This window comes from Lactiplantibacillus paraxiangfangensis (assembly GCF_036246185.1).
Classification (GTDB): domain Bacteria; phylum Bacillota; class Bacilli; order Lactobacillales; family Lactobacillaceae; genus Lactiplantibacillus; species Lactiplantibacillus paraxiangfangensis.
Genome location: NZ_BTPW01000014.1, coordinates 57,345 through 77,410 on the forward strand (window position 1 = coordinate 57,345; position 20,066 = coordinate 77,410).

Annotated in this window: 21 protein-coding genes; 18 read left to right on the plus strand and 3 right to left on the minus strand. The window is 46.3% G+C overall.

The features are described from left to right. Positions 1-61 precede the first annotated feature (61 nt). The 9 genes from AAA939_RS09220 to trxA all read left to right on the plus strand — a co-directional run bounded on the left by AAA939_RS09220 (position 62) and on the right by trxA (position 9,929). Complete coding sequence (locus tag AAA939_RS09220; protein ID WP_338209924.1) at positions 62-1,018, plus strand: DHH family phosphoesterase; 957 nt, start codon at positions 62-64, stop codon at positions 1,016-1,018. A 2-nt stretch (positions 1,019-1,020) separates the two neighbouring features. Further along, positions 1,021-2,364 (plus strand): DEAD/DEAH box helicase, encoded by a 1,344-nt coding sequence (locus AAA939_RS09225; RefSeq protein WP_338209922.1) that lies wholly within the window; start codon positions 1,021-1,023, stop codon positions 2,362-2,364. A gap of 291 nt (positions 2,365-2,655) precedes the next feature. Further along, complete coding sequence (gene alaS / locus AAA939_RS09230) at positions 2,656-5,298, plus strand: alanine--tRNA ligase (protein WP_338209920.1); 2,643 nt, start codon at positions 2,656-2,658, stop codon at positions 5,296-5,298. Between the two features lie 321 nt (positions 5,299-5,619). Continuing rightward, a complete protein-coding gene (locus AAA939_RS09235; protein ID WP_057707622.1) occupies positions 5,620-5,889 on the plus strand; it encodes an IreB family regulatory phosphoprotein in 270 nt (89 codons plus the stop codon). After that, on the plus strand, positions 5,886-6,320 hold the full coding sequence (ruvX, locus tag AAA939_RS09240; RefSeq protein WP_338209918.1) for a Holliday junction resolvase RuvX: 435 nt from the start codon (positions 5,886-5,888) through the stop codon (positions 6,318-6,320). The genes AAA939_RS09235 and ruvX overlap by 4 nt, the downstream gene beginning before the upstream one ends. Before the next feature lie 12 nt (positions 6,321-6,332). Next, the gene (locus AAA939_RS09245; RefSeq protein ID WP_338209915.1) at positions 6,333-6,626 is read left to right on the plus strand and encodes a DUF1292 domain-containing protein; all 294 of its coding nucleotides are present in this window, start codon (positions 6,333-6,335) and stop codon (positions 6,624-6,626) included. A 196-nt stretch (positions 6,627-6,822) separates the two neighbouring features. Continuing rightward, a complete protein-coding gene (zapA, locus tag AAA939_RS09250) occupies positions 6,823-7,074 on the plus strand; it encodes a cell division protein ZapA (protein ID WP_057707619.1) in 252 nt (83 codons plus the stop codon). Positions 7,075-7,136: 62 nt separating this feature from the next. After that, positions 7,137-9,503, plus strand: coding sequence for an endonuclease MutS2 (locus AAA939_RS09255; protein WP_338209912.1), 2,367 nt, complete (start codon positions 7,137-7,139; stop codon positions 9,501-9,503). 114 nt (positions 9,504-9,617) lie between these two features. Beyond that, complete coding sequence (trxA, locus tag AAA939_RS09260; RefSeq protein ID WP_057707617.1) at positions 9,618-9,929, plus strand: thioredoxin; 312 nt, start codon at positions 9,618-9,620, stop codon at positions 9,927-9,929. A 58-nt stretch (positions 9,930-9,987) separates the two neighbouring features. On the opposite strand, the gene AAA939_RS09265 is transcribed toward trxA, so the two are convergent. After that, the gene (locus AAA939_RS09265; protein WP_338209910.1) at positions 9,988-10,515 is read right to left on the minus strand and encodes a YslB family protein; all 528 of its coding nucleotides are present in this window, start codon (positions 10,513-10,515) and stop codon (positions 9,988-9,990) included. Between the two features lie 199 nt (positions 10,516-10,714). Between AAA939_RS09265 and racE the strand changes: the two genes are divergently transcribed. The 6 genes from racE (at position 10,715) to AAA939_RS09295 (ending at position 15,139) form a co-directional block, all read left to right on the plus strand. Beyond that, positions 10,715-11,536 carry a glutamate racemase gene (gene racE, locus AAA939_RS09270; protein WP_338209908.1) on the plus strand — a complete coding sequence of 274 codons (822 nt, stop codon included), beginning with the start codon at positions 10,715-10,717 and terminating at the stop codon, positions 11,534-11,536. After that, positions 11,529-12,134, plus strand: a complete 606-nt coding sequence (locus AAA939_RS09275; RefSeq protein WP_338209907.1) for an XTP/dITP diphosphatase — start codon at positions 11,529-11,531, stop codon at positions 12,132-12,134. The genes racE and AAA939_RS09275 overlap by 8 nt, the downstream gene beginning before the upstream one ends. Beyond that, on the plus strand, positions 12,134-12,652 hold the full coding sequence (locus AAA939_RS09280) for a metallophosphoesterase (protein ID WP_338209904.1): 519 nt from the start codon (positions 12,134-12,136) through the stop codon (positions 12,650-12,652). The genes AAA939_RS09275 and AAA939_RS09280 overlap by 1 nt, the downstream gene beginning before the upstream one ends. A gap of 92 nt (positions 12,653-12,744) precedes the next feature. Then, positions 12,745-13,236 (plus strand): cyclic-di-AMP-binding protein CbpB, encoded by a 492-nt coding sequence (gene cbpB, locus AAA939_RS09285; RefSeq protein ID WP_338209902.1) that lies wholly within the window; start codon positions 12,745-12,747, stop codon positions 13,234-13,236. Between the two features lie 20 nt (positions 13,237-13,256). Continuing rightward, the gene (gene dapD / locus AAA939_RS09290) at positions 13,257-13,967 is read left to right on the plus strand and encodes a 2,3,4,5-tetrahydropyridine-2,6-dicarboxylate N-acetyltransferase (RefSeq protein WP_057707611.1); all 711 of its coding nucleotides are present in this window, start codon (positions 13,257-13,259) and stop codon (positions 13,965-13,967) included. A 17-nt stretch (positions 13,968-13,984) separates the two neighbouring features. Beyond that, positions 13,985-15,139 carry an N-acetyldiaminopimelate deacetylase gene (locus AAA939_RS09295; protein ID WP_338209899.1) on the plus strand — a complete coding sequence of 385 codons (1,155 nt, stop codon included), beginning with the start codon at positions 13,985-13,987 and terminating at the stop codon, positions 15,137-15,139. A gap of 217 nt (positions 15,140-15,356) precedes the next feature. Here the strand turns inward: AAA939_RS09295 and AAA939_RS09300 are convergent, their stop codons facing one another. Then, positions 15,357-16,238: a mechanosensitive ion channel family protein gene (locus tag AAA939_RS09300; protein ID WP_338209897.1), complete on the minus strand. Its 882-nt coding sequence runs from the start codon at positions 16,236-16,238 to the stop codon at positions 15,357-15,359. Positions 16,239-16,586: 348 nt separating this feature from the next. Here AAA939_RS09300 and AAA939_RS09305 point away from each other — a divergent pair, with 348 nt between their 5' ends. The 3 genes from AAA939_RS09305 to AAA939_RS09315 all read left to right on the plus strand — a co-directional run bounded on the left by AAA939_RS09305 (position 16,587) and on the right by AAA939_RS09315 (position 18,736). After that, a complete protein-coding gene (locus AAA939_RS09305; RefSeq protein ID WP_338209895.1) occupies positions 16,587-17,015 on the plus strand; it encodes a DUF948 domain-containing protein in 429 nt (142 codons plus the stop codon). Between the two features lies 1 nt (position 17,016). Further along, positions 17,017-17,535 (plus strand): YtxH domain-containing protein, encoded by a 519-nt coding sequence (locus AAA939_RS09310; protein WP_338209893.1) that lies wholly within the window; start codon positions 17,017-17,019, stop codon positions 17,533-17,535. A 247-nt stretch (positions 17,536-17,782) separates the two neighbouring features. Beyond that, positions 17,783-18,736 (plus strand): aldo/keto reductase, encoded by a 954-nt coding sequence (locus AAA939_RS09315; protein WP_338230855.1) that lies wholly within the window; start codon positions 17,783-17,785, stop codon positions 18,734-18,736. A gap of 193 nt (positions 18,737-18,929) precedes the next feature. Here the strand turns inward: AAA939_RS09315 and AAA939_RS09320 are convergent, their stop codons facing one another. Further along, positions 18,930-20,039, minus strand: coding sequence for a M24 family metallopeptidase (locus tag AAA939_RS09320; protein ID WP_338209889.1), 1,110 nt, complete (start codon positions 20,037-20,039; stop codon positions 18,930-18,932). Positions 20,040-20,066 lie beyond the last annotated feature (27 nt).

The window sequence follows — 20,066 nt, forward strand, 5'->3', positions numbered from 1 at the left end:
ATACTGGAGTACTGTGACAGCTTTTCAGCCACCAGTAAATTCAGAAATGGGAAGGATCATTATGACCGTCCAGACAGAAATTTTAACTTTAATTAAACAAGCAAAAACAATTATTATTCACCGTCACCAACGCCCGGACCCGGATGCAATCGGGAGTCAGCTTGGATTGGCGGACATTATTAAAACGAGTTTTCCTGATAAGAAAGTTTTAACGCCCGGCAAGCAGTACCATGGATTTGACTGGCTTGGTCAAATGGATACTGTCACGGAAGAAGATTACAAAGACGCCCTAGTTATGGTTTTGGATACGGCCAATCAGCCCCGAGTTGATGGCGAATTTTACCAAAAGGGTAGTACGATGATTAAAATCGACCACCATCCCAACGACGATGCTTTTGGTGACGTCCAGTGGGTCGACGTTGATGCTTCTAGTACCAGTGAAATGATTTATAACTGGTATGCGGAAGTTGGGTCTGATTTGAAGTTAACGGCCGAAGCAGCCCGGTTGCTCTACGCTGGGATTGTTGGTGATACGGGACGGTTCCTGTACCCCGCAACGCAGCCTAGCACGATGCGTGCTGCCGCAGCTTTGATGGAAGCGGGGGCGGATGCCACCGCCGTTAACCGAATTGAAGATACGATTACGTTACCAGTGGCCCGGTTATCAGCTTACGTTTATGAACATTTAACACAGCTAGATTCTGGTGCAGCTTACGTTATTTTAACGAATGATTTGATGGATTCGTTTGAAATTGGCGATGCCAGCACGGCCGGGGTCGTACCACTGCCAGGTCGAATTGACACGGTCCAATGTTGGGCAATCTTTGTGCAACAAAAGGAAGGCAACTTCCGGATCCGGTTACGTTCCAAGGGTCCCGCAATCAATGAATTGGCCAAAAATCACGACGGTGGTGGTCACGCCCTAGCCAGTGGTGCTAAGGCTGCCGACCAGCAAGAGATTGAGGCCGTCGTCCGTGAACTGGACCAAGTTGCCAGTCATTATGAGAAAGAGGTTTAAGTATGACCGCAAGTTTTGAAGATTTTAAATTGCAGCCGTTTTTAATGCAAGCATTAACTGAGATCAATTTCCGCAAGCCAACCAAGGTGCAGGAAAAGTTGATTCCAGTAATTGCTGACGGTCGCAGTGTGATTGGTCAATCCGCAACTGGGAGTGGGAAGACCCATACCTTTTTGTTGCCGATGATCAATCAGTTGAACCCGGATGAACGTCGGGTTCAAGCCGTGATTACGACCCCTAGTCGGGAACTCGCTTATCAGATTCAGGCGGCAGCGAAACAGTTGATCCAACATAGCCCTAAGGCGTTACACATTGGACTATACGTGGGTGGGACTGACAAGCAGGACCAAATTGATAAGTTGAACCGGCACCAACCCCAACTAATTATTGGGACACCGGGTCGGATTTTAGATTTAATGCGCTCACAAGCGTTGGACGTGCATACCGCGGGCCAACTCGTCGTGGACGAAGCGGATATGACGTTGGATTTAGGGTTCTTAAACGTTGTTGACCAAATTGCTGGGCGGATGCCGGCTGATTTACAGATGCTGGTCTTCTCCGCAACGATGCCACAAAAATTAACACCGTTCTTGAAGAAATACATGAACAACCCGGTTATGGAAGAAATTCCAGTAGAATCAGTGATTAGTCCAACTATTGATAACTGGTTGCTGCCAACTAAGAGCCATGACAAAAACAGTATTATTTATCAATTACTCACAATTGGGGAACCTTACCTAGTGCTGATTTTTGCCAACACCAAGGAACGGGTTCAAGAACTGACCCATTATCTGCGGAAACAAGGCTTAACGGTCGCGATGATTCATGGGGACATTAAGCCTCGTGAACGGAAACGCGTGATGCGTGACGTTCAACAATTGAAGTATCAATTCGTTGTTGCAACCGACTTAGCAGCTCGTGGTATCGATATCGAAGGGGTTTCTCACGTTATTAACGATGACATTCCAAACGACCTTGAATTCTTCATTCACCGGGTTGGCCGGACGGGCCGAAACGGGATGGCTGGAACGGCGATCACGTTATATAGCCCTGGTGAAGAAGACAAAGTCAGTGCGGTTGAAGCCATGGGGATTAAGTTTGAACCTAAGGCCATTCGTGACGGGGAAATCGTGGATTCATACGACCGTAACCGCCGGGCTAACCGTGGGCCTAAACAAGAAAAGTTGGACCCAACGTTGATTGGTTTCGTGAAGAAATCCAAGAAAAAGATCAAACCGGGCTACAAGCGTCGCATTCGGAAAAAGATCAGTGACAAGGCACGCATGGATCGGCGGATTGAACAACGCGCTTCGATGCGCCAAGCTCGAAAAGATCGGAAGTCTTAGTTGCACGGTCAGGATTGACAACAACGCGGAAGACTTTTATACTTTTGAGAGTAAGGACATATTTAACTCCCACGTCGGTTTAGAAACGCTTTGGTTGCTGAAAAAAGTGCGGTGTGAGTTAGATGCTACCTGTGATCAATGACTAGTCAACTAGTCCGTTTCTCAGCGTTAATGAGCTTAAGAGGTAAACGAATACATCGTTGCAAGCAAAGTGGTACCGCGTTAACAGCGTCTTTGCTAGCAACGGTGTTTTTTTGCCTAGACATAAACCAGAAAGGGTGCCAAATTGATATGAAGAAGTTAAGCAGTAGTGAAATTCGGCAAATGTACTTGGACTTTTTCCACGAAAAAGGTCATACGATCGTGCCAAGTGCGTCACTAGTTCCCGTAGATGACCCAACGTTACTTTGGATCAACTCCGGGGTTGCCACGATGAAGAAGTATTTTGATGGGTCCGTTGTTCCAGATAATCCCCGAATGACGAGTTCACAAAAGAGTATTCGGACTAACGATATTGAAAACGTTGGTCGGACTGCGCGGCACCATACGTTATTTGAAATGTTAGGGAACTTCTCCGTAGGTGACTATTTTAAAAAAGAAGCCATCACGTGGGCGTGGGAACTTTTAACGTCTCCTAAGTGGTTTGGATGGGACCCTGAAAAACTTTATATGACGGTCTATCCTAAGGATGAAGACGCGGCTAAGTTCTGGGAAGAAGCCGGTGTTAAACCCGACCACATCGTTAAAGTGGAAGATAACTTCTGGGATATCGGCCAAGGCCCATCAGGCCCCGATTCTGAAATTTTCTATGATCGTGGCGAAGCGTTCAATAATTTAGATGATGATGATCCTGAAAACTATCCTGGTGGCGAAAACGAACGCTATCTTGAAGTTTGGAACATCGTGTTCTCACAATTTAACCATACGCCTGAAAATACCTACGAACCATTACCACGTAAAAACATTGATACGGGGATGGGACTCGAACGGGTCGTTTCAATTTTCCAAAACGCCCCAACAAACTTCGAAACCGACTTATTCTTGCCAATCATTCGGAAGACTGAAGAACTCAGTGCCGACAAACATTACGGTGATAATAAGCAGGACGACGTGTCGTTTAAGGTGATTGCGGACCATGCCCGGGCAATTACGTTTGCAATTTCTGACGGTGCCTTACCTTCAAACGAAGGTCGTGGCTACGTTATTCGTCGTTTAATTCGGCGCGCAATTTTGCACGGTCAAAAATTAGGCCTCAAGGAAGCCTTCTTGGATAAGCTCGTGCCAATTGTCGGTGAAATTATGCAATCACACTATCCTGACGTGTTGAAGAACGCAAGCTACATTGAAAAAATTGTGGCCTCTGAAGAAAGTCGCTTCAACGAAACGTTAAACGATGGGCTAAACTTGTTGAATAATTTGATTGCGGAAACCAAGCAGGCTGGTAATGATACCTTGTCTGGTGCCGCAGCGTTCAAGTTATACGATACGTACGGTTTCCCATTTGAACTGACTAAGGAATACGCGGGCGACGAAAACTTACAAGTTGACGAAGCTGGTTTTGAAGTTGAAATGAAGGCCCAACGTGATCGGGCTCGTAACGCGCGTAGTAACGCCAAGTCAATGGGTGTGCAACGCAGCCTGTTGATCGATATTAAGACCTCTAGTGAATACGTTGGTTACGATGAATTGACGGATGTTCAGGGCGTTCTTAACGACATTATCGTGGATGAAAAATTGGTCGACGACGTTGAAAGCGGCACGGCTGAAATGATTTTCAGTAAGACGCCGTTCTACGCTGAAATGGGTGGTCAGGTTGCTGACCGTGGTGTGATTTTAGATGCTGACGGTGAAACGGTTGCTAAGGTGACCGACGTGCAAAATGCGCCTAACAAGCAACACTTGCACACGGTTGAAGTCTTAAAACCAATGCACAAGGATGCCACGTACACCTTAAACGTTGACTTAGCTTTCCATGCTAAAGTTGAAAAGAACCATACGGCGACCCACTTGTTGGATCAAGCGTTACGCGACGTATTGGGCGAACATACGCAACAGGCCGGCTCACTCGTTGAACCTGACTACTTGCGGTTTGACTTTACCCACTTTGGTCAAGTGACGGCTGAAGAATTAGCCAAGGTTGAACAGATCGTTAACGATAAGATTTGGGCAGCCCTTCCCGTTTCAGCAATTCAAACGGATCAAGAAACTGGTCACAAGATGGGCGCCATTGCCGTCTTTACCCAGAAGTACGGTAAGATTGTACGAGTCGTTTCAATCGGTGACTATTCAATTGAATTTGATGGTGGGACCCACGTTAAGAACAGTAGTGAATTAGGTTTATTCAAGATTGTTTCTGAAGCCGGGGTCGGTGCCGGGGTTCGACGGATCGAAGCCGTTACTTCGAAAGAAGCCTTCGAATTATTGGCCAGCGAAGAACAACAGTTGAAACAACTTGCTGTTCAAGTCAAAGCACCGAAGCTGACCGACGTTGTGACCCGGGTCAGCCAGTTACAAGCTGATTTGAAAGCTGAACAACAGAAGAGTGCCAAGTTGGAAGGCCGTTTAGCCAAACAACAAGCGGGCGCGGTCTTTGATCAAGTTGACACGGTCAACGGGACAACCTTGATTGCCCAACAAGTTGAAGTGTCCGGGATGGACCAATTACGTCAGTTTGGGGATACTTGGAAAGCTAAACAGTACTCCGACGTCTTAGTTTTAGGAACGGCCATTGGCGACAAGGTCAACTTATTAGTTGCCGTTAGTGATGAAAAGGTCAAAGCCGGTCTTAAAGCTGGTGACTTAATCAAAGCGATTGCCCCTAAAGTTGGTGGTGGCGGTGGTGGTCGCCCAACCTTAGCTCAAGCCGGTGGGAAGAATCCCGCTGGGTTGCCAGCTGCTTTAAAGGCTGCCCACGATTGGTTGAGTGAACAATAAAAAGATTAGACGGCACCTAGTCTGACTGGTGCTAGGAAGTGTCTCTCAAAATTTTTGAGGGACACTTTTTTGATTTTCTAATAAGGGATACCTGACGGAGCGCTTAATTCAGATTTCACCAGTAATTAATTGAAAACAGCACTGAAAAAGATTTTTAGCTATGAAAGTTGGCCCTAAGTGAGTGCGGTTACAAGTCCGGCATGGCTAGGGATTTACTAATTGCTTTATTACGAATGTGTTACATCAGAATGGATTGATTGTACTTCACAAGGCCATTTAGTAGAATAGATTAGAAGCGGAAACTAGCGGGAGGTGCTTTATATGAGTTCATTAGACAAAACAATGTACTTTGACTTCGATAATGATAACGTTAAGGATGTCCATGACACGTTAACGACGGTTTATGAAGCGTTACAAGAAAAGGGTTATAACCCGATCAACCAGATTGTAGGTTACTTGCTATCTGGGGATCCGGCGTATATCCCGCGTTTAAATGATGCTCGGAATTTAATTCGTAAGCATCAACGCGATGAAATTATCGAAGAGCTGGTCAAGTCCTACTTGAAGGCAGATAAGGATGTTAATGCATGAAGTTAATGGGTTTAGATGTTGGTTCCAGAACAGTGGGTGTGGCCGTTAGTGATATTTTCGGTTGGACTGCACAGAGTGTTGAAATTGTTCGGATTAACGAAGACGAGGAAGAATTCGGGATTGACCGAATTGCAGAATTAGTCAAAGAGCACGAAACAAAAGGGTTTGTGCTCGGGTTGCCGAAGAATATGAATAACTCGTTGGGACCACGGGCCGAGGCTTCTAAGCATTATGGCGACCTATTAACAGCGCGATTCCATTTACCAGTGGATTTCGAAGACGAGCGCTTAACGACGGTGGAAGCCGATCGGATGTTGGTGGAAGAAGCCAACGTCTCACGTAAGAAGCGCAAAAAGGTGATCGATAAGTTAGCGGCAAGTTTGATCTTGCAAAACTACTTAGATCGCCATGGTAAACTCACACAAGAATAGCGAGGAACTAACATGAGCCAAAACCAAAGCAAAGACAACGATGTGATCACATTAGTTGATGATGAAGGCAACGAAACTTTATTCAATATTTTATTTACGTTTGATTCGGAAGACTTCGGTCATTCATACATTCTGTTGTACCCGGCCGATGCGGCTGCGGACGACGAAGTGGATATCCAAGCCTACATCTTCGATCCTGATGATGGGGACAACGGGGAACTACAATTGATTGAATCCGATGAAGAATGGGATATGGTTGAACAAGTACTGAACACCTTCTTAGCTGATGACGGTGGCATGCAGTAAGTTTTGACCTGAACTCGACGCGTGATTAGACGGAATGACCATAGTGATAATGACGTGGCGAGTCGTTAAAAGGAGTCTGGGATTTCCCAGGCTCCTTTTTGTCGGGAGCGGGGCCGTGGCTAATGGGGCTACGGTTCGCATAAACGCCCGTATCATGCTAAAATATTAGATGTTATTGGAAAGGAAGCGGATGTTGATGACTGCGAATAAACGACGCTTTAAAGCAGAAATTGATGGTCATGCGTACACGATCATCGGAACGGCATCTGATCGGCACATGCAAACGGTGACGCGGATGATGAACGAACAAATTGAACAATTAAAAAAATTAGCACCCGACCTCTCAGATCAAGAAGTAGCGACATTGCTCGCTTTCAATGCGATCTCAGATCAGGTGGACAAACAAGCAGAGTTATTGAAGATGCAAACGGATGATGCTAACAACTAACTGCATCATCTATTTTTTTGCAACCTTCGTTACCGACTCAGAGCTTCGGGGGTAAGTTATAAGTGAATCCTAAAGTATTAAAAACATTAGAGTATCAACAAATCAAACAACAACTGGCACCGTACTTAGTTTCGGCAGCCGGACAAAAAGAGTTAAACACATTGCAGCCGCAAAGTGACCAAGCGGCGATTCAACTCGCCCTGGATGAAACGAATGACGGGGCGGAAGTTTACCGGTTAAAGGGTGGCATTCCGATTGCGCGCCTTGCGGACATTGCACCGCATATGAAACGGTTAGCGATTGGGGCAACTCTGAATGGGAGCGAACTGGGTCAGGTGGGGCGTGTCTTGAAGACGACCCGCGCAATTACCCGGTTCTTTGATGACCTGTTGGAAGATGCGCCTGAAAATGAAATTCGGCACCTATTTGATGAAGTTCAGGAACTCGTTACGTTACCTGACGTGACGAAACGCCTCGCCACGGCCATTGAAGGTGATGGGCATATTACGGATGACGCCTCACCACAGTTGAGCAGTATCCGCAGTAATATCAGCCGCACCGAGGGTGAAATCCGCAGCAAGATGGAGCATTTTACCCGTGGTCGTGACGCTAAGTATTTGAGTGATCCAATTATCACGATTAGAAATGACCGGTACGTTATTCCAGTTAAAGCTGAAAATCGGTCCCGCTTTGGTGGCATCGTCCACGACCAAAGTGCCAGTGGTCAGACGCTGTTCATCGAGCCACAGGCAGTCATGGCGTTAAATGACCGGTTGCGTCAAAATCAGGTTGCTGAAAAACAGGAAGAACAACGGATTTTGGAGGAATTGTCGAACTTGATTTCACCTTATCAAGATGAAATCCTTCAAAACGCTGCTATCTTGGGCCACTTTGATTTTATTAACGCGAAGGCGCGGTACGCGCATGACATGCGTGCGACTGAACCTCAAATTTCAGCGGATAACCAGGTCTACTTACGACAGGCACGGCACCCGTTAATTGATGCCAAAAAGGTCGTTGCTAACGATATTACGTTAGGGACTGACTACCAGGCCATCGTGATTACCGGGCCTAATACTGGTGGGAAGACCATTACCTTAAAGACGTTGGGGTTATTACAACTGATGGGCCAATCCGGCCTATTTATTCCGGTCGACGAAGGCAGTCGAATCGGAATTTATAACGAAATTTTTGCCGATATCGGTGATGAACAATCGATTGAACAAAACCTCAGTACCTTCTCGTCACACATGGAAAACATTGAAAGCTTTTTGAAGCAGATCGACCAACGTAGCCTAGTTCTAGTTGATGAATTAGGTGCGGGGACCGATCCACAAGAAGGGGCCGCCTTAGCAATCGCCATCTTGGATGCGATTGGCGCAAAGGGGACGCAAGTCGTTGCAACGACCCACTACCCTGAGTTAAAAGCGTATGGATTCAACCGGGCCGATACGATCAATGCCAGCATGGAATTCGATGAAGAGACGTTGAAGCCGACGTATAAACTGTTGGTTGGGATTCCTGGTCGTAGTAACGCGTTAGACATTGCGCAACGGCTTGGGATTCCGCGCAGCATTGTGGACCAGGCCCGTTCGTTGACCGATTCAGACAGTCAGGACTTAAACGCAATGATTGCTGATTTGGTCGCTAAGCGTAAACAAGTCGAAGATGAGCAAGTTCACTTGAAAGAAGAACTGGCGGATTCGGACAAACTCCATCGTGAATTGAAGAGCGAGTACAATGCCTATCAACAACGCAAAGACCAGTTGATCGAAGATGCCAAGGTTCAAGCCAATGACATCGTGGAGAAGAGTAAGACGAAGGCCGATGCGATTATTAGTGACTTACGCAAGAAACAATTGGCAAGTGGCCACAGTGTCGTTAAGGAAAATGAACTGATTGACGCGAAGGGGGCTTTGAATGCCCTGGAACAACAACCTAAGCTGAAGAAGAACCGCATCTTACGACGGGCTAAGGCCCAACAAGATTTCCATCAAGGCGACGATGTTTTAGTTAAGTCTTACGGCCAACGGGGTGTGCTGGTTCAAAAGATGGGGCAGCATGCTTGGGAGGTCCAACTTGGCATCTTGAAGATGAAGATTTCCGATGGTGATATGGAACGTGTCAAACCGGAAGCGGAACCGAAACAAGCCCGCGCAATCGTTCGAAGTGCCAATGCAAGTCACGTTTCGCCAAACTTAGATCTGCGGGGTGTCCGTTATGAAGACGCGATGACCCAAGTTGATCGCTACATTGACGCGGCCCTCTTAGCAGGTTATCCTTCCGTGACGATCGTTCATGGTAAGGGAACCGGTGCACTGCGTGAAGGGATCACGGACTACTTGAAGACCAATCGTCAAGTGAAGTCGTTCCACTTTGCCGCACCGAACCATGGTGGCAACGGGGCAACCGAAGTGCAATTTAAATAGGCTAATCAGTCGTATCCGGTCAACCGTTCGTTCTGAACGAATTAGTTGTTTTCGGTGCGTGAACTGGTTATACTTACTTATAGTAACAGAATCTTATTTAGGAGGCCGATTGAAATGGTCGCAGCAACTACGGATAAAACTTTTACAACGGATACTGCCACGGGCGTCACGTTAACTGACTTCTGGGCAACTTGGTGTGGTCCTTGTCGGATGCAATCACCAGTCGTTGAACAATTAGCTGATGAAATGGGTGACAAGGTCACCTTCAACAAAATGGATGTGGATGCGAACCCCGAAACGGCCAGCAGCTTTGGTATTATGAGTATTCCAACCTTGCTTGTCAAGAAGGATGGCGAAGTTGTGGACACCCTTGTCGGCTACCACTCAAAAGAACAAATTAAACAGAAGCTTGATCAGTACCTTTAAGGTTTTTGTGAACAACTTGTAGGAATCAAAAAAGACGGCCAGAAATGGTCGTCTTTTTTTAAGATTCTGATTCAGATGTATCGTCAGCTTCTGGGTCTTCTACTCGGGGATGCACAATCTCAATCGGTGTTTCAGGATCGTGATTGGTGATTGGTTGCTGATGGTCAATGGTAACGGCGATGCGTAACCGCATCCGATTTTGAAAGATAATTTTGGCTTCGCTAATACAACCAGAATGTTGAACAGCTTGTTCGGCTAAAAATCCGGTCTCAAGCATGAAATCGGGATTTTTAATGGTTGCACTACGTCGAGCGACTGGTTCACCAACCAATTCATAGGTGATGAGGTCGTTCGTCGCTTTTACGAGTACCAAGTGTCCCCAGCCGACTTGGTCGAAGAACGCAATCAGGTCTTCAGTTGAACTAGTTGGAAATTGGCGCGCCAAGTCTTTACCAGCCCAGTAAAGAATCCCACTGCTTTCGTCTCCAAGTAAGTTTGGTAATAAGGCGTCACGCAAAATCTCCACGCTTAAAATGGAGGTCTTGATCGAGTTGCCCGCAAATTGAGAATAAAAGGCGTTCGTCATGATAGTTCCTTTCCATGCAAAAATCGTGGTACGGTTACCACTTTATAATAGATATTATACCTTGTTTCCGGTGAAATGCGGGATTTTTTGAAGTTATCGACAGAAACTTTACGAAATCGAGGCAATTGGTTCGGCTTGAAATCACTTACAAAAAAGAACATAATGTAGTTTCAGAATTCAGCGAACGGAGATTTTGAATATGTCAGATGAACGTGCAATTGGCTTCATGGATTCGGGAGTTGGTGGACTAACGGTCGTTAAGCAGGCCTTAAAACAACTTCCCCGGGAGACGGTGTACTTTGTGGGTGATCAGGCCCGCTTACCGTACGGCCCACGACCAACGGAACAGGTACGTGAGTTTTCTTGGCAGATGGCTAACTTTTTGTTGCGTAAGAATATCAAAATGTTAGTGATCGCATGTAATACCGCGACGGCGGCTGCGTTACCTGATTTGAAAGCTAAACTATCAATTCCCGTCATTGGGGTGATTGGACCCGGTTCACGAGCAGCCATTAAGGCGTCTAAAAGCCATCGAATCGGTGTCATTGCCACTGAAGGGACCATTAAAAGTAAGGCTTATCACGATGCAATTTTACAGCAAGATCCGTCGGTGACGGTAATCTCAAAGGCGTGTCCTAAGTTTGTCCCCTTGGTTGAGTCAAATGAATACCGCTCGGCAGTTGCTAAGCGAGTTGTTGCGGAGACGCTTAAAGATTTTAAGTCCCAGTCGATCGATACGATGGTACTAGGATGTACGCACTACCCGCTACTGCGGCCGTTGATTCAAAACGTCATGGGGCCCGGGGTCACGTTGATTGATTCCGGTGCGGAGACGGTTAACGACGTGTCCTCAGTTTTAACGTACTTAGGCCTAACTAATACTGATGAGAAGAAGACGTATCCGGACGAGTACTTTACGACGGGTTCGTCGGAACAGTTTACGGCCATTGCAGCCGACTGGTTAGAACTACCGAATTTCAAAGCAACCCACATTGATTTAGGGAGTGAAGAGAATGACTAAACCACAAACATTGATTGTCGCAACGAATAATCCCAACAAAGCGCGGGAATTTGGGGCGATGTTTGAAAAGTATGCGATTACGATTAAGACGTTAGCTGATTTTCCTAATATTCCAGAAATTAAGGAAAATGGGATCACGTTTGAAGAGAATGCGACCAAGAAAGCCCAGACAGTGGTCGATGCGACCGGGTTACCAGCAATTGCGGATGATTCCGGGTTGATGGTCGACGCGTTACATGGTGATCCTGGTGTCTTCTCAGCCCGGTATGCGGGTGATCATAACGATGCCGCCAACAATGCCAAATTGTTAGCTAATTTAGGCGGAGTCCCGGAAGAAAAGCGGACGGCGACCTTTCACACTACGCTGGTTGCGATTAAGCCGGATGGCGCTAAGTTGGTCGTTAATGGTGAGCTACATGGTCGCATTTTAATTGCGCCCAGGGGTGACAACGGGTTCGGTTATGATCCGCTGTTCTGGTCGGAACAGTACCAGAAGTCATTGGCGGAACTGACGCCAGAACAAAAGAATGCCATTAGTCATCGCGGGGACGCGTTGCGTAAATTGATGGAAAAATTTGATGAATGGTGGGTGCAATAATGCAATGTTTAGTGGTTAGCGATAGCCATGGCGATCGCGATATTTTGGTTCAACTATTAGCTCATTACGAAGGCAAGGTCGACGCCTTTTTCCATTGTGGTGATTCAGAGCTACAACACGATGATGCCGTTTTTGACAAAATGTACGTGGTGCGGGGCAATATGGACTTTGATGGCCAATTACCTGAAGCAGTGCACCCAACCATCAAGGGCGTGCCGGTCTACATGACTCACGGCCACTTAGTCGGGGTTAACATGGGACTGGACCACTTGTTGGCTAACGCGCAAGCCAATCACGCGCAGCTCGCATTCTTTGGACACACGCATCAATTAGGCGTCGAACGGCATGACGGCATTTTGATGCTTAATCCCGGCAGTATCAGTTTTCCCCGGGGTGAATTCACACGCATCGGTGGGACGTACGCCATTGTGACGACGAGTGCCGACGCGGTGGACGTTCAATACTACGATCGGCAGCAACACGCCGTCCCTGAATTGAAATTCCACTTTAGCCATTAAAAGATTAATAAAAATTCGGGGATTCCTCCTCAAATCGAGTCCATTTTCGGGTAAAATAGGACTGTGATGCAGTGACGAGAAGGGGTGTCTAAATGTTAATCCAACCAGTTGCGGACTTATTGTCACGCAATGCTGACCATTACCTGATTCCGGCTGACATTGTTGCCAACGTCCAAACTGATAATAATCTTTACCACGCGTTTTTGGTGTTAACGAAGATCAAGTATTCTAAGATTCCGGTCCTTGACCATGCGGGCCACTTTGAAGGGTTGATCTCGCTACCGTTGATTACGGAACAGATGTTAGGATTTGACCAGCTAAACGTTGAGGTCCTAATGGAAAAGCGGGTCAGTGACGTGATGGAAACGCAGGTTAAGACGGTACCCAACGTCGATGATGTTGAGGCAACGCTACACCTGATGATCGATAATCCGTTTGTTCCGGTCGTTGACAAAGATGGCTTGTTCAAGGGAATCGTGACCCGGCGCGAATACATGAAGAGTTTTAACTTTTTAACCCATGAAATTGGGAAACAATATGATATGATTGAAAAGGATTTTTCCACTAGCGAAAAGTCTAAATGAAAATTATGGAGGGTCCCCATATGGCAAAATTAGATGCACAATCAATTATTAACTACATTGGCAGTGCCAAGAAAAAAACGCCCGTTAAAGTTTACGTGAAGGGTCAACTTGATCAACTGGATGTTCCAGCTGGCATTAAAACCTTTTTCAGTGGTAACGCAGGTGTATTATTCGGTGATTGGGCCGACGTTGAACCATTTTTAAAGGCTAACGCTGACCACATCGAAGATTATGAATTAGAAAACGATGCGCGTAACTCAGCCGTTCCAATGGCGGACTTAAAGCAATACAACGCCCGGATCGAACCCGGTGCGATTATTCGTGACCAAGTCTTAATTGGCGACAATGCCGTTGTCATGATGGGTGCCGTTATCAATATTGGTGCCGAAATCGGTGCTGGTTCGATGATCGACATGGGCGCAATCTTAGGTGGCCGTGCCATCGTTGGTAAAAACTGTCACATTGGTGCTGGGACTGTGTTAGCTGGCGTGGTAGAACCACCTTCGGCTAAACCTGTTCAAATTGATGACGACGTTTTAATCGGTGCAAACGCAGCCGTATTGGAAGGCGTCCACGTTGGTAAAGGGGCCGTTGTTGCGGCTGGTGCCATTGTTATCAGTGACGTTGAACCTAATACCGTTGTGGGTGGCGTACCCGCACGTAAGTTAAAAGACATTGATGATAAAACGAAGAGCAAGACTGAATTAATGAGTGAATTACGGAATCTTTAAACGTGGAGGGATAGATAATGGCATTACGGGAAACCGAATTAATTCCGATTTATCAACACCTACATCAGATTCCCGAACTCGGTTTGGAAGAACACGAGACGCAGGCGTACTTGTTATCGATCATTGCGAAAATGCCGCAAGACTATTTGACTATCAAGAAGATCCCATCACTTGATACGGCGATCTTAGTCAAGGTCAGCGGGATCAAGCATGATTACCGGATTGGTTACCGGACCGACATTGACGGCTTACCAGTCACAGAAAAGACTGGCTTGCCGTTTGCGTCCACCCATCCGGGCAAGATGCATGCGTGTGGTCACGACATTCACATGTCAGTTGCGCTAGGTATTCTGAGCTACTTTGCAGAACATCAACCAACAACGGACATGATTTTCATGTTCCAACCCGCCGAAGAGAATGCTTCGGGGGGCAAACGCCTTTATGAAAGTGGCGCGTTGGACGCTGAATGGATGCCAGACGAGATTTTTGCCTTCCACGATAATCCTAATCTGCCAACTGGGGCGATTGGGTGTCGGATGGGCACGCTGTTTGCTGGGACTTGTGAAATTCACGCCCATTTAAATGGTAAGAGTGGTCATGCGGCGTATCCACACCAGGCGAACGACATGGTCGTCGCCGGAGCTGCGTTGGTTCAACAGTTACAGACCATTGTGTCCAGAAACGTTGATCCAATTCAGAGTGGGGTGGTCACGTTAGGTCACTTTACGGCTGGGACGATTGGAAACGTCATTGCGGGCGAAGCCCAAATTGACGGGACCATTCGGGCGCTGACTCAGGAAATGAACGAGCACATCCAGAAACGGGTGCGCACGATTACTGAAGGGGTCGCACTGGCCTATGACTGCAACATTGATTTGAAGCTCAACCAGGGTGGTTACTACCCAGTTGAGAATAACGATGCCATTACGGCTGACTTTATGGATTACATGCAAACTGCTGACGATGTCAACTTCATCGAAACGCAGCCGGCCATGACCGGGGAAGACTTTGGATTCCTAATCCATCAAATTCCTGGCACCATGTTCTGGTTGGGTGTCGACAGTCCTTACTCGTTACACTCCGAAAGCATGGTACCGCATACTGATGCGATTATGAGCGGGGTTGACGCGATGACGGGATACTTGACGCATCGTAACAGTTTAAGAAAATAAACCTGTGACAAATGGGCGGTTAGTTTATGAGCATTAACGTTGCATCAGTGATTATTCCTGGGTTTGGAATGGCCGCTGATACCGGGTTAAGCGGAGCGAATTGCCTTTTATCACACGTTTCAACCATAGTAATAGCAAAAAGCCGTTCAGAAAATATTTCTGAACGGCTTTTTAGTTTGGTTTAAACCCATTTTTTAGGGGAGCAAATTGTTAAACATTAGTGATTTAAGTTTAACCGGGGTGAAGGTAAGTTGATTCCGGCCGCCTTGGCAGCTGCGAGGTAGGCAGCTAAAAAGTCCCGCTGAATCGTATATTGCATCCCGTTTTTGACGTAGAACTGAACTCGAAAGACGAGGGTGCCGTCGCTTTGCGTAGTTACCCCCTGAATATCTGGTTCACCGATAATATCGGGGTACTGGGGAACTAGCGTCGTATTGGTCGACTGAACGGCATCCGTCAACGTTTTAATGGCGGTGTGTGGCTCGATGTAAAGGTCGATTAAGACGCGCATGTCGTTACGGGACTGGTTGCTAATGATGAGAATCTTCCGGTTGGGAATGAAGTTTAAGGTCCCATCCGGACTCGTCACTTGGGTGGTCCGGAGCCCGATTGCCGTGACCGTTCCTTCAATCGATTCAATCTTGACTGAATCCCCGACGTCGATCTGGTCTTCTAGTAAAATAAAGAACCCGGTGACGATATCACTCACGAATCCTTGGGCACCTAATCCTAACGCCACACTAAAGATCCCGGCGGAGGCAATCAGAGTACCAACGGGAACGCCCAAAACGGACAGAACGGCGTAGATTCCGAAGAACATAATGATGTAGTGGTAAATGTTGAGGGTCAGCGTAAAAATGGTGGAAATCCGGTTATTGGCCGTATCACTAGTACTGGCGTTAGATAAAAAGAGGTGGTGGACGAGCCGCTTACCGAGACGGTCGATCACCCAAAATAGCAGTACGAATAAAACAATTTCAATAATCTTACCACCGATGTCGATAATGATTTGTTGCCAGTCAATCTTCTGGGCAAGCTTGACCCAGACGGAGACTTGCTTGGTTGGCGTGTCGATGGTCAGTGCAACTGGAGAAAACATGTATTCACCTTCAAAATAAATTGTCTGTTCATAAGTTTAGCAGACTTTGGCAGTCTAACCAAATTTACTTGGTGGAATTTATGGAGCGGTTAACGGACAGTCAACTAACAATCGTATTTGCAAGGATTGTAGGCGGGAGGATCATCGATTAGCGTGACACTATTTGCCTAATAAAGTGGGTAATTTAAAAATAATTGTATCGATAGACGCTGATAACAAATCGTTAGCAAGCAAACTCGGTACAAACACGCTTCTCACGTGGTTGTAAGCACTTTTTTAATTGCAGTATAATTGAGACAATGCTATGCTTGTTCTAATGTTAAAGGCAGTTGAAGGAGGAATTTTTTAATGATTACACATATTGCGGGGATCATTGCCGCCATTGCGTTTTTGCTTTTAGTCATCTTCATCGGGATTTTCCTAATGCGGATTACAAAAACCATGGGGGAAGTCAACCGAAGCTTGAATGCGATTACGGACGACGTTGATGCTTTATCACACCAAAGTGAACAAATCATGTCCAATGCAAACGAGTTATTGAAGGACGTGAACGGAAAAGTCGCAACCATTGATCCTGCATTTCAGGCAATGGGCGATTTAGGTCAAAGTGTTTCTGATTTGAACAACGCGACCCGGGAATTGACGTCTAAGTTGGGCAAGACGAACGAAAAACGCAGTAAGTTCGCGAGTGCAAGCAAGGTTGGTAAGGCCGCCTTCGATGTCTACCGAAATCGTCGTTCCAAGAATAACGATAATAATGATAGTGAGGAGTCTTAATATGTCGAAAAAAGGATTCTTATTTGGTTTAGCAGTCGGTGGCGCAGTGATTGCGACCATCGCTAACAAGATGGATGCTGAAAAAAAGGCTGAATTGAAAGCAAAGGCCCAACAAGGGTTAGCTGATTTTAAAGATCGTGCAATCGATTACGCTTTTTACGCCAACGATGCTGCGGAAGACTTTAAAGTTGAAGCTAGCAAGCACTTCGAAGACGCTAAGGAAAAGGTCAGCGACTTTGCTGATCAATACCAGGCTGCTAAAGAAACTGACGGTGGTAGCTTCAGTTCCAGCTTAGACCAAGCAACGGACAGTTTACGGTCTGAATTGGCCAAGGTTGAAGATGACCAAGGCGACGATGATGACATTGTCATTGATAGTGCGGCCGCCTTTGGTGATGCAGAAGCTGAAAAAGCGACTGAAACACCAACGAGTGCAGAAGAAAAAGAAGCAGACGAAGCCACTAGTGAAGCGAACAGTGAAGCAACTAGTGCGGCAGATGATGACCAACCTGCTAAATAAGTTCGAGAAAAAAGACTGGTGTTTGGCCAGTCTTTTTTATGTGGTTATAAATAGTTACCGGTAAAATGGCCGATATGTGGAAGCTTGTTATGACTGTACACAAACTTGACTAGCTTTTTGTAAAAAATCGGCATTTTTCTTGACTTAGAGTCGGCTCTAAGAACTATCCTAGAAATGATGACGGAATTCCTAGCGTTTAATGTTTCTTTAAAACGCTGATTTCCGATAAATAAGGAGGTTTCACAGTATGAAACAAGTGAAATTAGGTGCGACTAATAAGGAAGTCTCAGCTGTTGCTTTAGGCATCATGCGGATGGTGCGGCTAGATACTGATCAGGCGGCTAATATTTTGAATACGGTCCATGAACAAGGGGTTAATTTTATCGATGGCGCCGATATTTATGGTAACGGTGAGTCCGAAAAGATTTTTGGACAAGCCTTTAAAAAGTCTGGCTTAAAACGGGATGATTTCTTTATTCAATCAAAGGGTGGCATTGTCTTAGACCCTAAGAAGAGTAGCGGTGAACTAGTCTTTGGTCAGCGTTACGATTTTTCTAAGCAACACTTGATTGAAGCCGTCGATGGTATTTTGCAGCGGATGCAAATCGATTACTTAGATTCATTCCTACTACACCGTCCGGACGCTTTGATGGAACCGGAAGAAGTTGCGGCCGCTTTTGATGAATTACAAGCAGCCGGAAAAGTTCGCCATTTTGGCGTTTCCAACTTTAATCCGATGCAAGTGGAACTAGTTCAATCCGCATTAAGCCAGAAGCTCATGATCAATCAACTTCAATTTGGCGTCATGCACACGGGACCCATCCAATTTGGCTTACACACGAATATGCAAGATACGCCAAGTATCAATCATGATGGGGAAATTATTGAATATTCACGGTTGCATCACATGATGATTCAAGCTTGGTCACCTTACCAATACGGGATGTTTGAGGGGACCTTCATTGATAACCCGAAGTTTCCAGAGCTAAACGCTGAGTTACAAGCACTTGCGGATAAGTACCACGTGACGAAGAACGCTATCGCAACGGCGTGGATTTTACGGCATCCGGCACACATGCAAGTTATTTTAGGTTCAATGAATCCGCAACATTTACAAGAAAGTATTGCGGGTACCGACGTCGACTTGACGAAGCAGGAATGGTACGACGTCTACTTTGCTGCGGGGAACGATTTACCATAAGAGTGTGACAAAAGGCGGGGAGTTTGTGAGCATTAACGTGGCGTCAGTGATTATTCCTGGGTTTGGAATGGTCGCTGACGCCGGGTTAAGCGGAACAAATTGCCTTTTGGCACACGTTTCAACCGCAATAAACAGAAAAAGCCGTTCAGAAATATTTCTGAACGACTTTTGAATTTAGTCTTATTTTTAAAAATTAAAGGTCTAAAATTTTGAGATCTTTAGATGTGTGGGTGAATGGCTTGAAGCCTTCCTTAGTGACGACCCCACAGTCTTCGATCCGGACACCAGCAACCCCTGGAATGTAAATTCCGGGTTCGATGGAGAAGCACATGCCTTCAACTAATGGCATGTGGTTACCAGCCATAATGGATGGGAATTCGTGATCAGTTTGACCAATCCCATGGCCTAAACGGTGAATGAAGTATTCGCCGTAGCCGGCTTTGGTAATGACGTCGCGAGCAAGCTTGTCGACGTCTTCGGCAGCCATGCCTGGTTTAACAGCGGATTGAGCCGTTAATTGGGCTTCAAGACAAACGTTATAAATTTCTTTTTGTTTGTCAGTTGGTTGACCGTAAGCCACGGTCCGAGAAGCGTCAGAGGCGTAACCCTTGTACATGACACCAAGGTCGAATAGTACTAATTCATTAGGTTTAACTTGGGTTTCATTAGTGGCACCGTGTGGATTAGCAGCGTGTTCGCCAGCTTGTACCAAGGTCCCAAAGCTCATTTCCATGATGCCTTTTTGCATTAAGGCGTATTGAAGTTCGGCGGCAATTTGTTGTTCCGTCCGACCAGCCTTCACCGCAGCAAAGCCGTGTTCGAATGCAAAGTCAGCCCATTCGCCGGCGACGTTGAGTAATTTTAATTCGTCGGGCGTTTTAACTAAGCGCAGTTGCTGAATGTAAGGAGAAAGGTCCTTATCAAAGTGCGCAGCTGGGAATTGGTCCTTCAAGGCTGAGAAACGGTCTAAGGTCAATTGGCCTTCTTCTAAGGCCCAGACTTTAGGATCAGTTAATTGGTCGTGAATATGGTCCGCAATTAAAGCGTAAGGATCTTCGTGGTCAAGGTAGCCAAAGACTTTGTAAGGCCAGCCCATTTCTTTGATTGCTTCAACTTCTAGGGCGGGGGCAAACAGGAACGGTTCCGAATCCGCAAAAATAAATAATGCGAGGGTCCGTTCGTACGGGTTGCTCTCAAATCCGGTTAAATAGGAAATCGTGTGAAAATTGCTGACGTAAGTTACGTCGACGTGGTTATCCACAGTCCATTGACGAACTTGTTGCAGCTTGGTGTAATCTGCCACTTCAATCACTCCTCAAAATTTAGTTAC

Excerpts from the sequence above, each read along its gene's own strand:
- AAA939_RS09220 (WP_338209924.1), top strand. The coding sequence starts at position 62 with ATGACCGTCCAGACAGAAATTTTAACTTTAATTAAACAAGCAAAAACA.
- AAA939_RS09225 (WP_338209922.1), top strand. The coding sequence starts at position 1,021 with ATGACCGCAAGTTTTGAAGATTTTAAATTGCAGCCGTTTTTAATGCAA.
- alaS (WP_338209920.1), top strand. The coding sequence starts at position 2,656 with ATGAAGAAGTTAAGCAGTAGTGAAATTCGGCAAATGTACTTGGACTTT.
- AAA939_RS09235 (WP_057707622.1), top strand. The coding sequence starts at position 5,620 with ATGAGTTCATTAGACAAAACAATGTACTTTGACTTCGATAATGATAAC.
- ruvX (WP_338209918.1), top strand. The coding sequence starts at position 5,886 with ATGAAGTTAATGGGTTTAGATGTTGGTTCCAGAACAGTGGGTGTGGCC.
- AAA939_RS09245 (WP_338209915.1), top strand. The coding sequence starts at position 6,333 with ATGAGCCAAAACCAAAGCAAAGACAACGATGTGATCACATTAGTTGAT.
- zapA (WP_057707619.1), top strand. The coding sequence starts at position 6,823 with ATGACTGCGAATAAACGACGCTTTAAAGCAGAAATTGATGGTCATGCG.
- trxA (WP_057707617.1), top strand. The coding sequence starts at position 9,618 with ATGGTCGCAGCAACTACGGATAAAACTTTTACAACGGATACTGCCACG.
- AAA939_RS09265 (WP_338209910.1), bottom strand. The coding sequence starts at position 10,515 with ATGACGAACGCCTTTTATTCTCAATTTGCGGGCAACTCGATCAAGACC.
- racE (WP_338209908.1), top strand. The coding sequence starts at position 10,715 with ATGTCAGATGAACGTGCAATTGGCTTCATGGATTCGGGAGTTGGTGGA.
- AAA939_RS09275 (WP_338209907.1), top strand. The coding sequence starts at position 11,529 with ATGACTAAACCACAAACATTGATTGTCGCAACGAATAATCCCAACAAA.
- AAA939_RS09280 (WP_338209904.1), top strand. The coding sequence starts at position 12,134 with ATGCAATGTTTAGTGGTTAGCGATAGCCATGGCGATCGCGATATTTTG.
- cbpB (WP_338209902.1), top strand. The coding sequence starts at position 12,745 with ATGTTAATCCAACCAGTTGCGGACTTATTGTCACGCAATGCTGACCAT.
- dapD (WP_057707611.1), top strand. The coding sequence starts at position 13,257 with ATGGCAAAATTAGATGCACAATCAATTATTAACTACATTGGCAGTGCC.
- AAA939_RS09295 (WP_338209899.1), top strand. The coding sequence starts at position 13,985 with ATGGCATTACGGGAAACCGAATTAATTCCGATTTATCAACACCTACAT.
- AAA939_RS09300 (WP_338209897.1), bottom strand. The coding sequence starts at position 16,238 with ATGTTTTCTCCAGTTGCACTGACCATCGACACGCCAACCAAGCAAGTC.
- AAA939_RS09305 (WP_338209895.1), top strand. The coding sequence starts at position 16,587 with ATGATTACACATATTGCGGGGATCATTGCCGCCATTGCGTTTTTGCTT.
- AAA939_RS09310 (WP_338209893.1), top strand. The coding sequence starts at position 17,017 with ATGTCGAAAAAAGGATTCTTATTTGGTTTAGCAGTCGGTGGCGCAGTG.
- AAA939_RS09315 (WP_338230855.1), top strand. The coding sequence starts at position 17,783 with ATGAAACAAGTGAAATTAGGTGCGACTAATAAGGAAGTCTCAGCTGTT.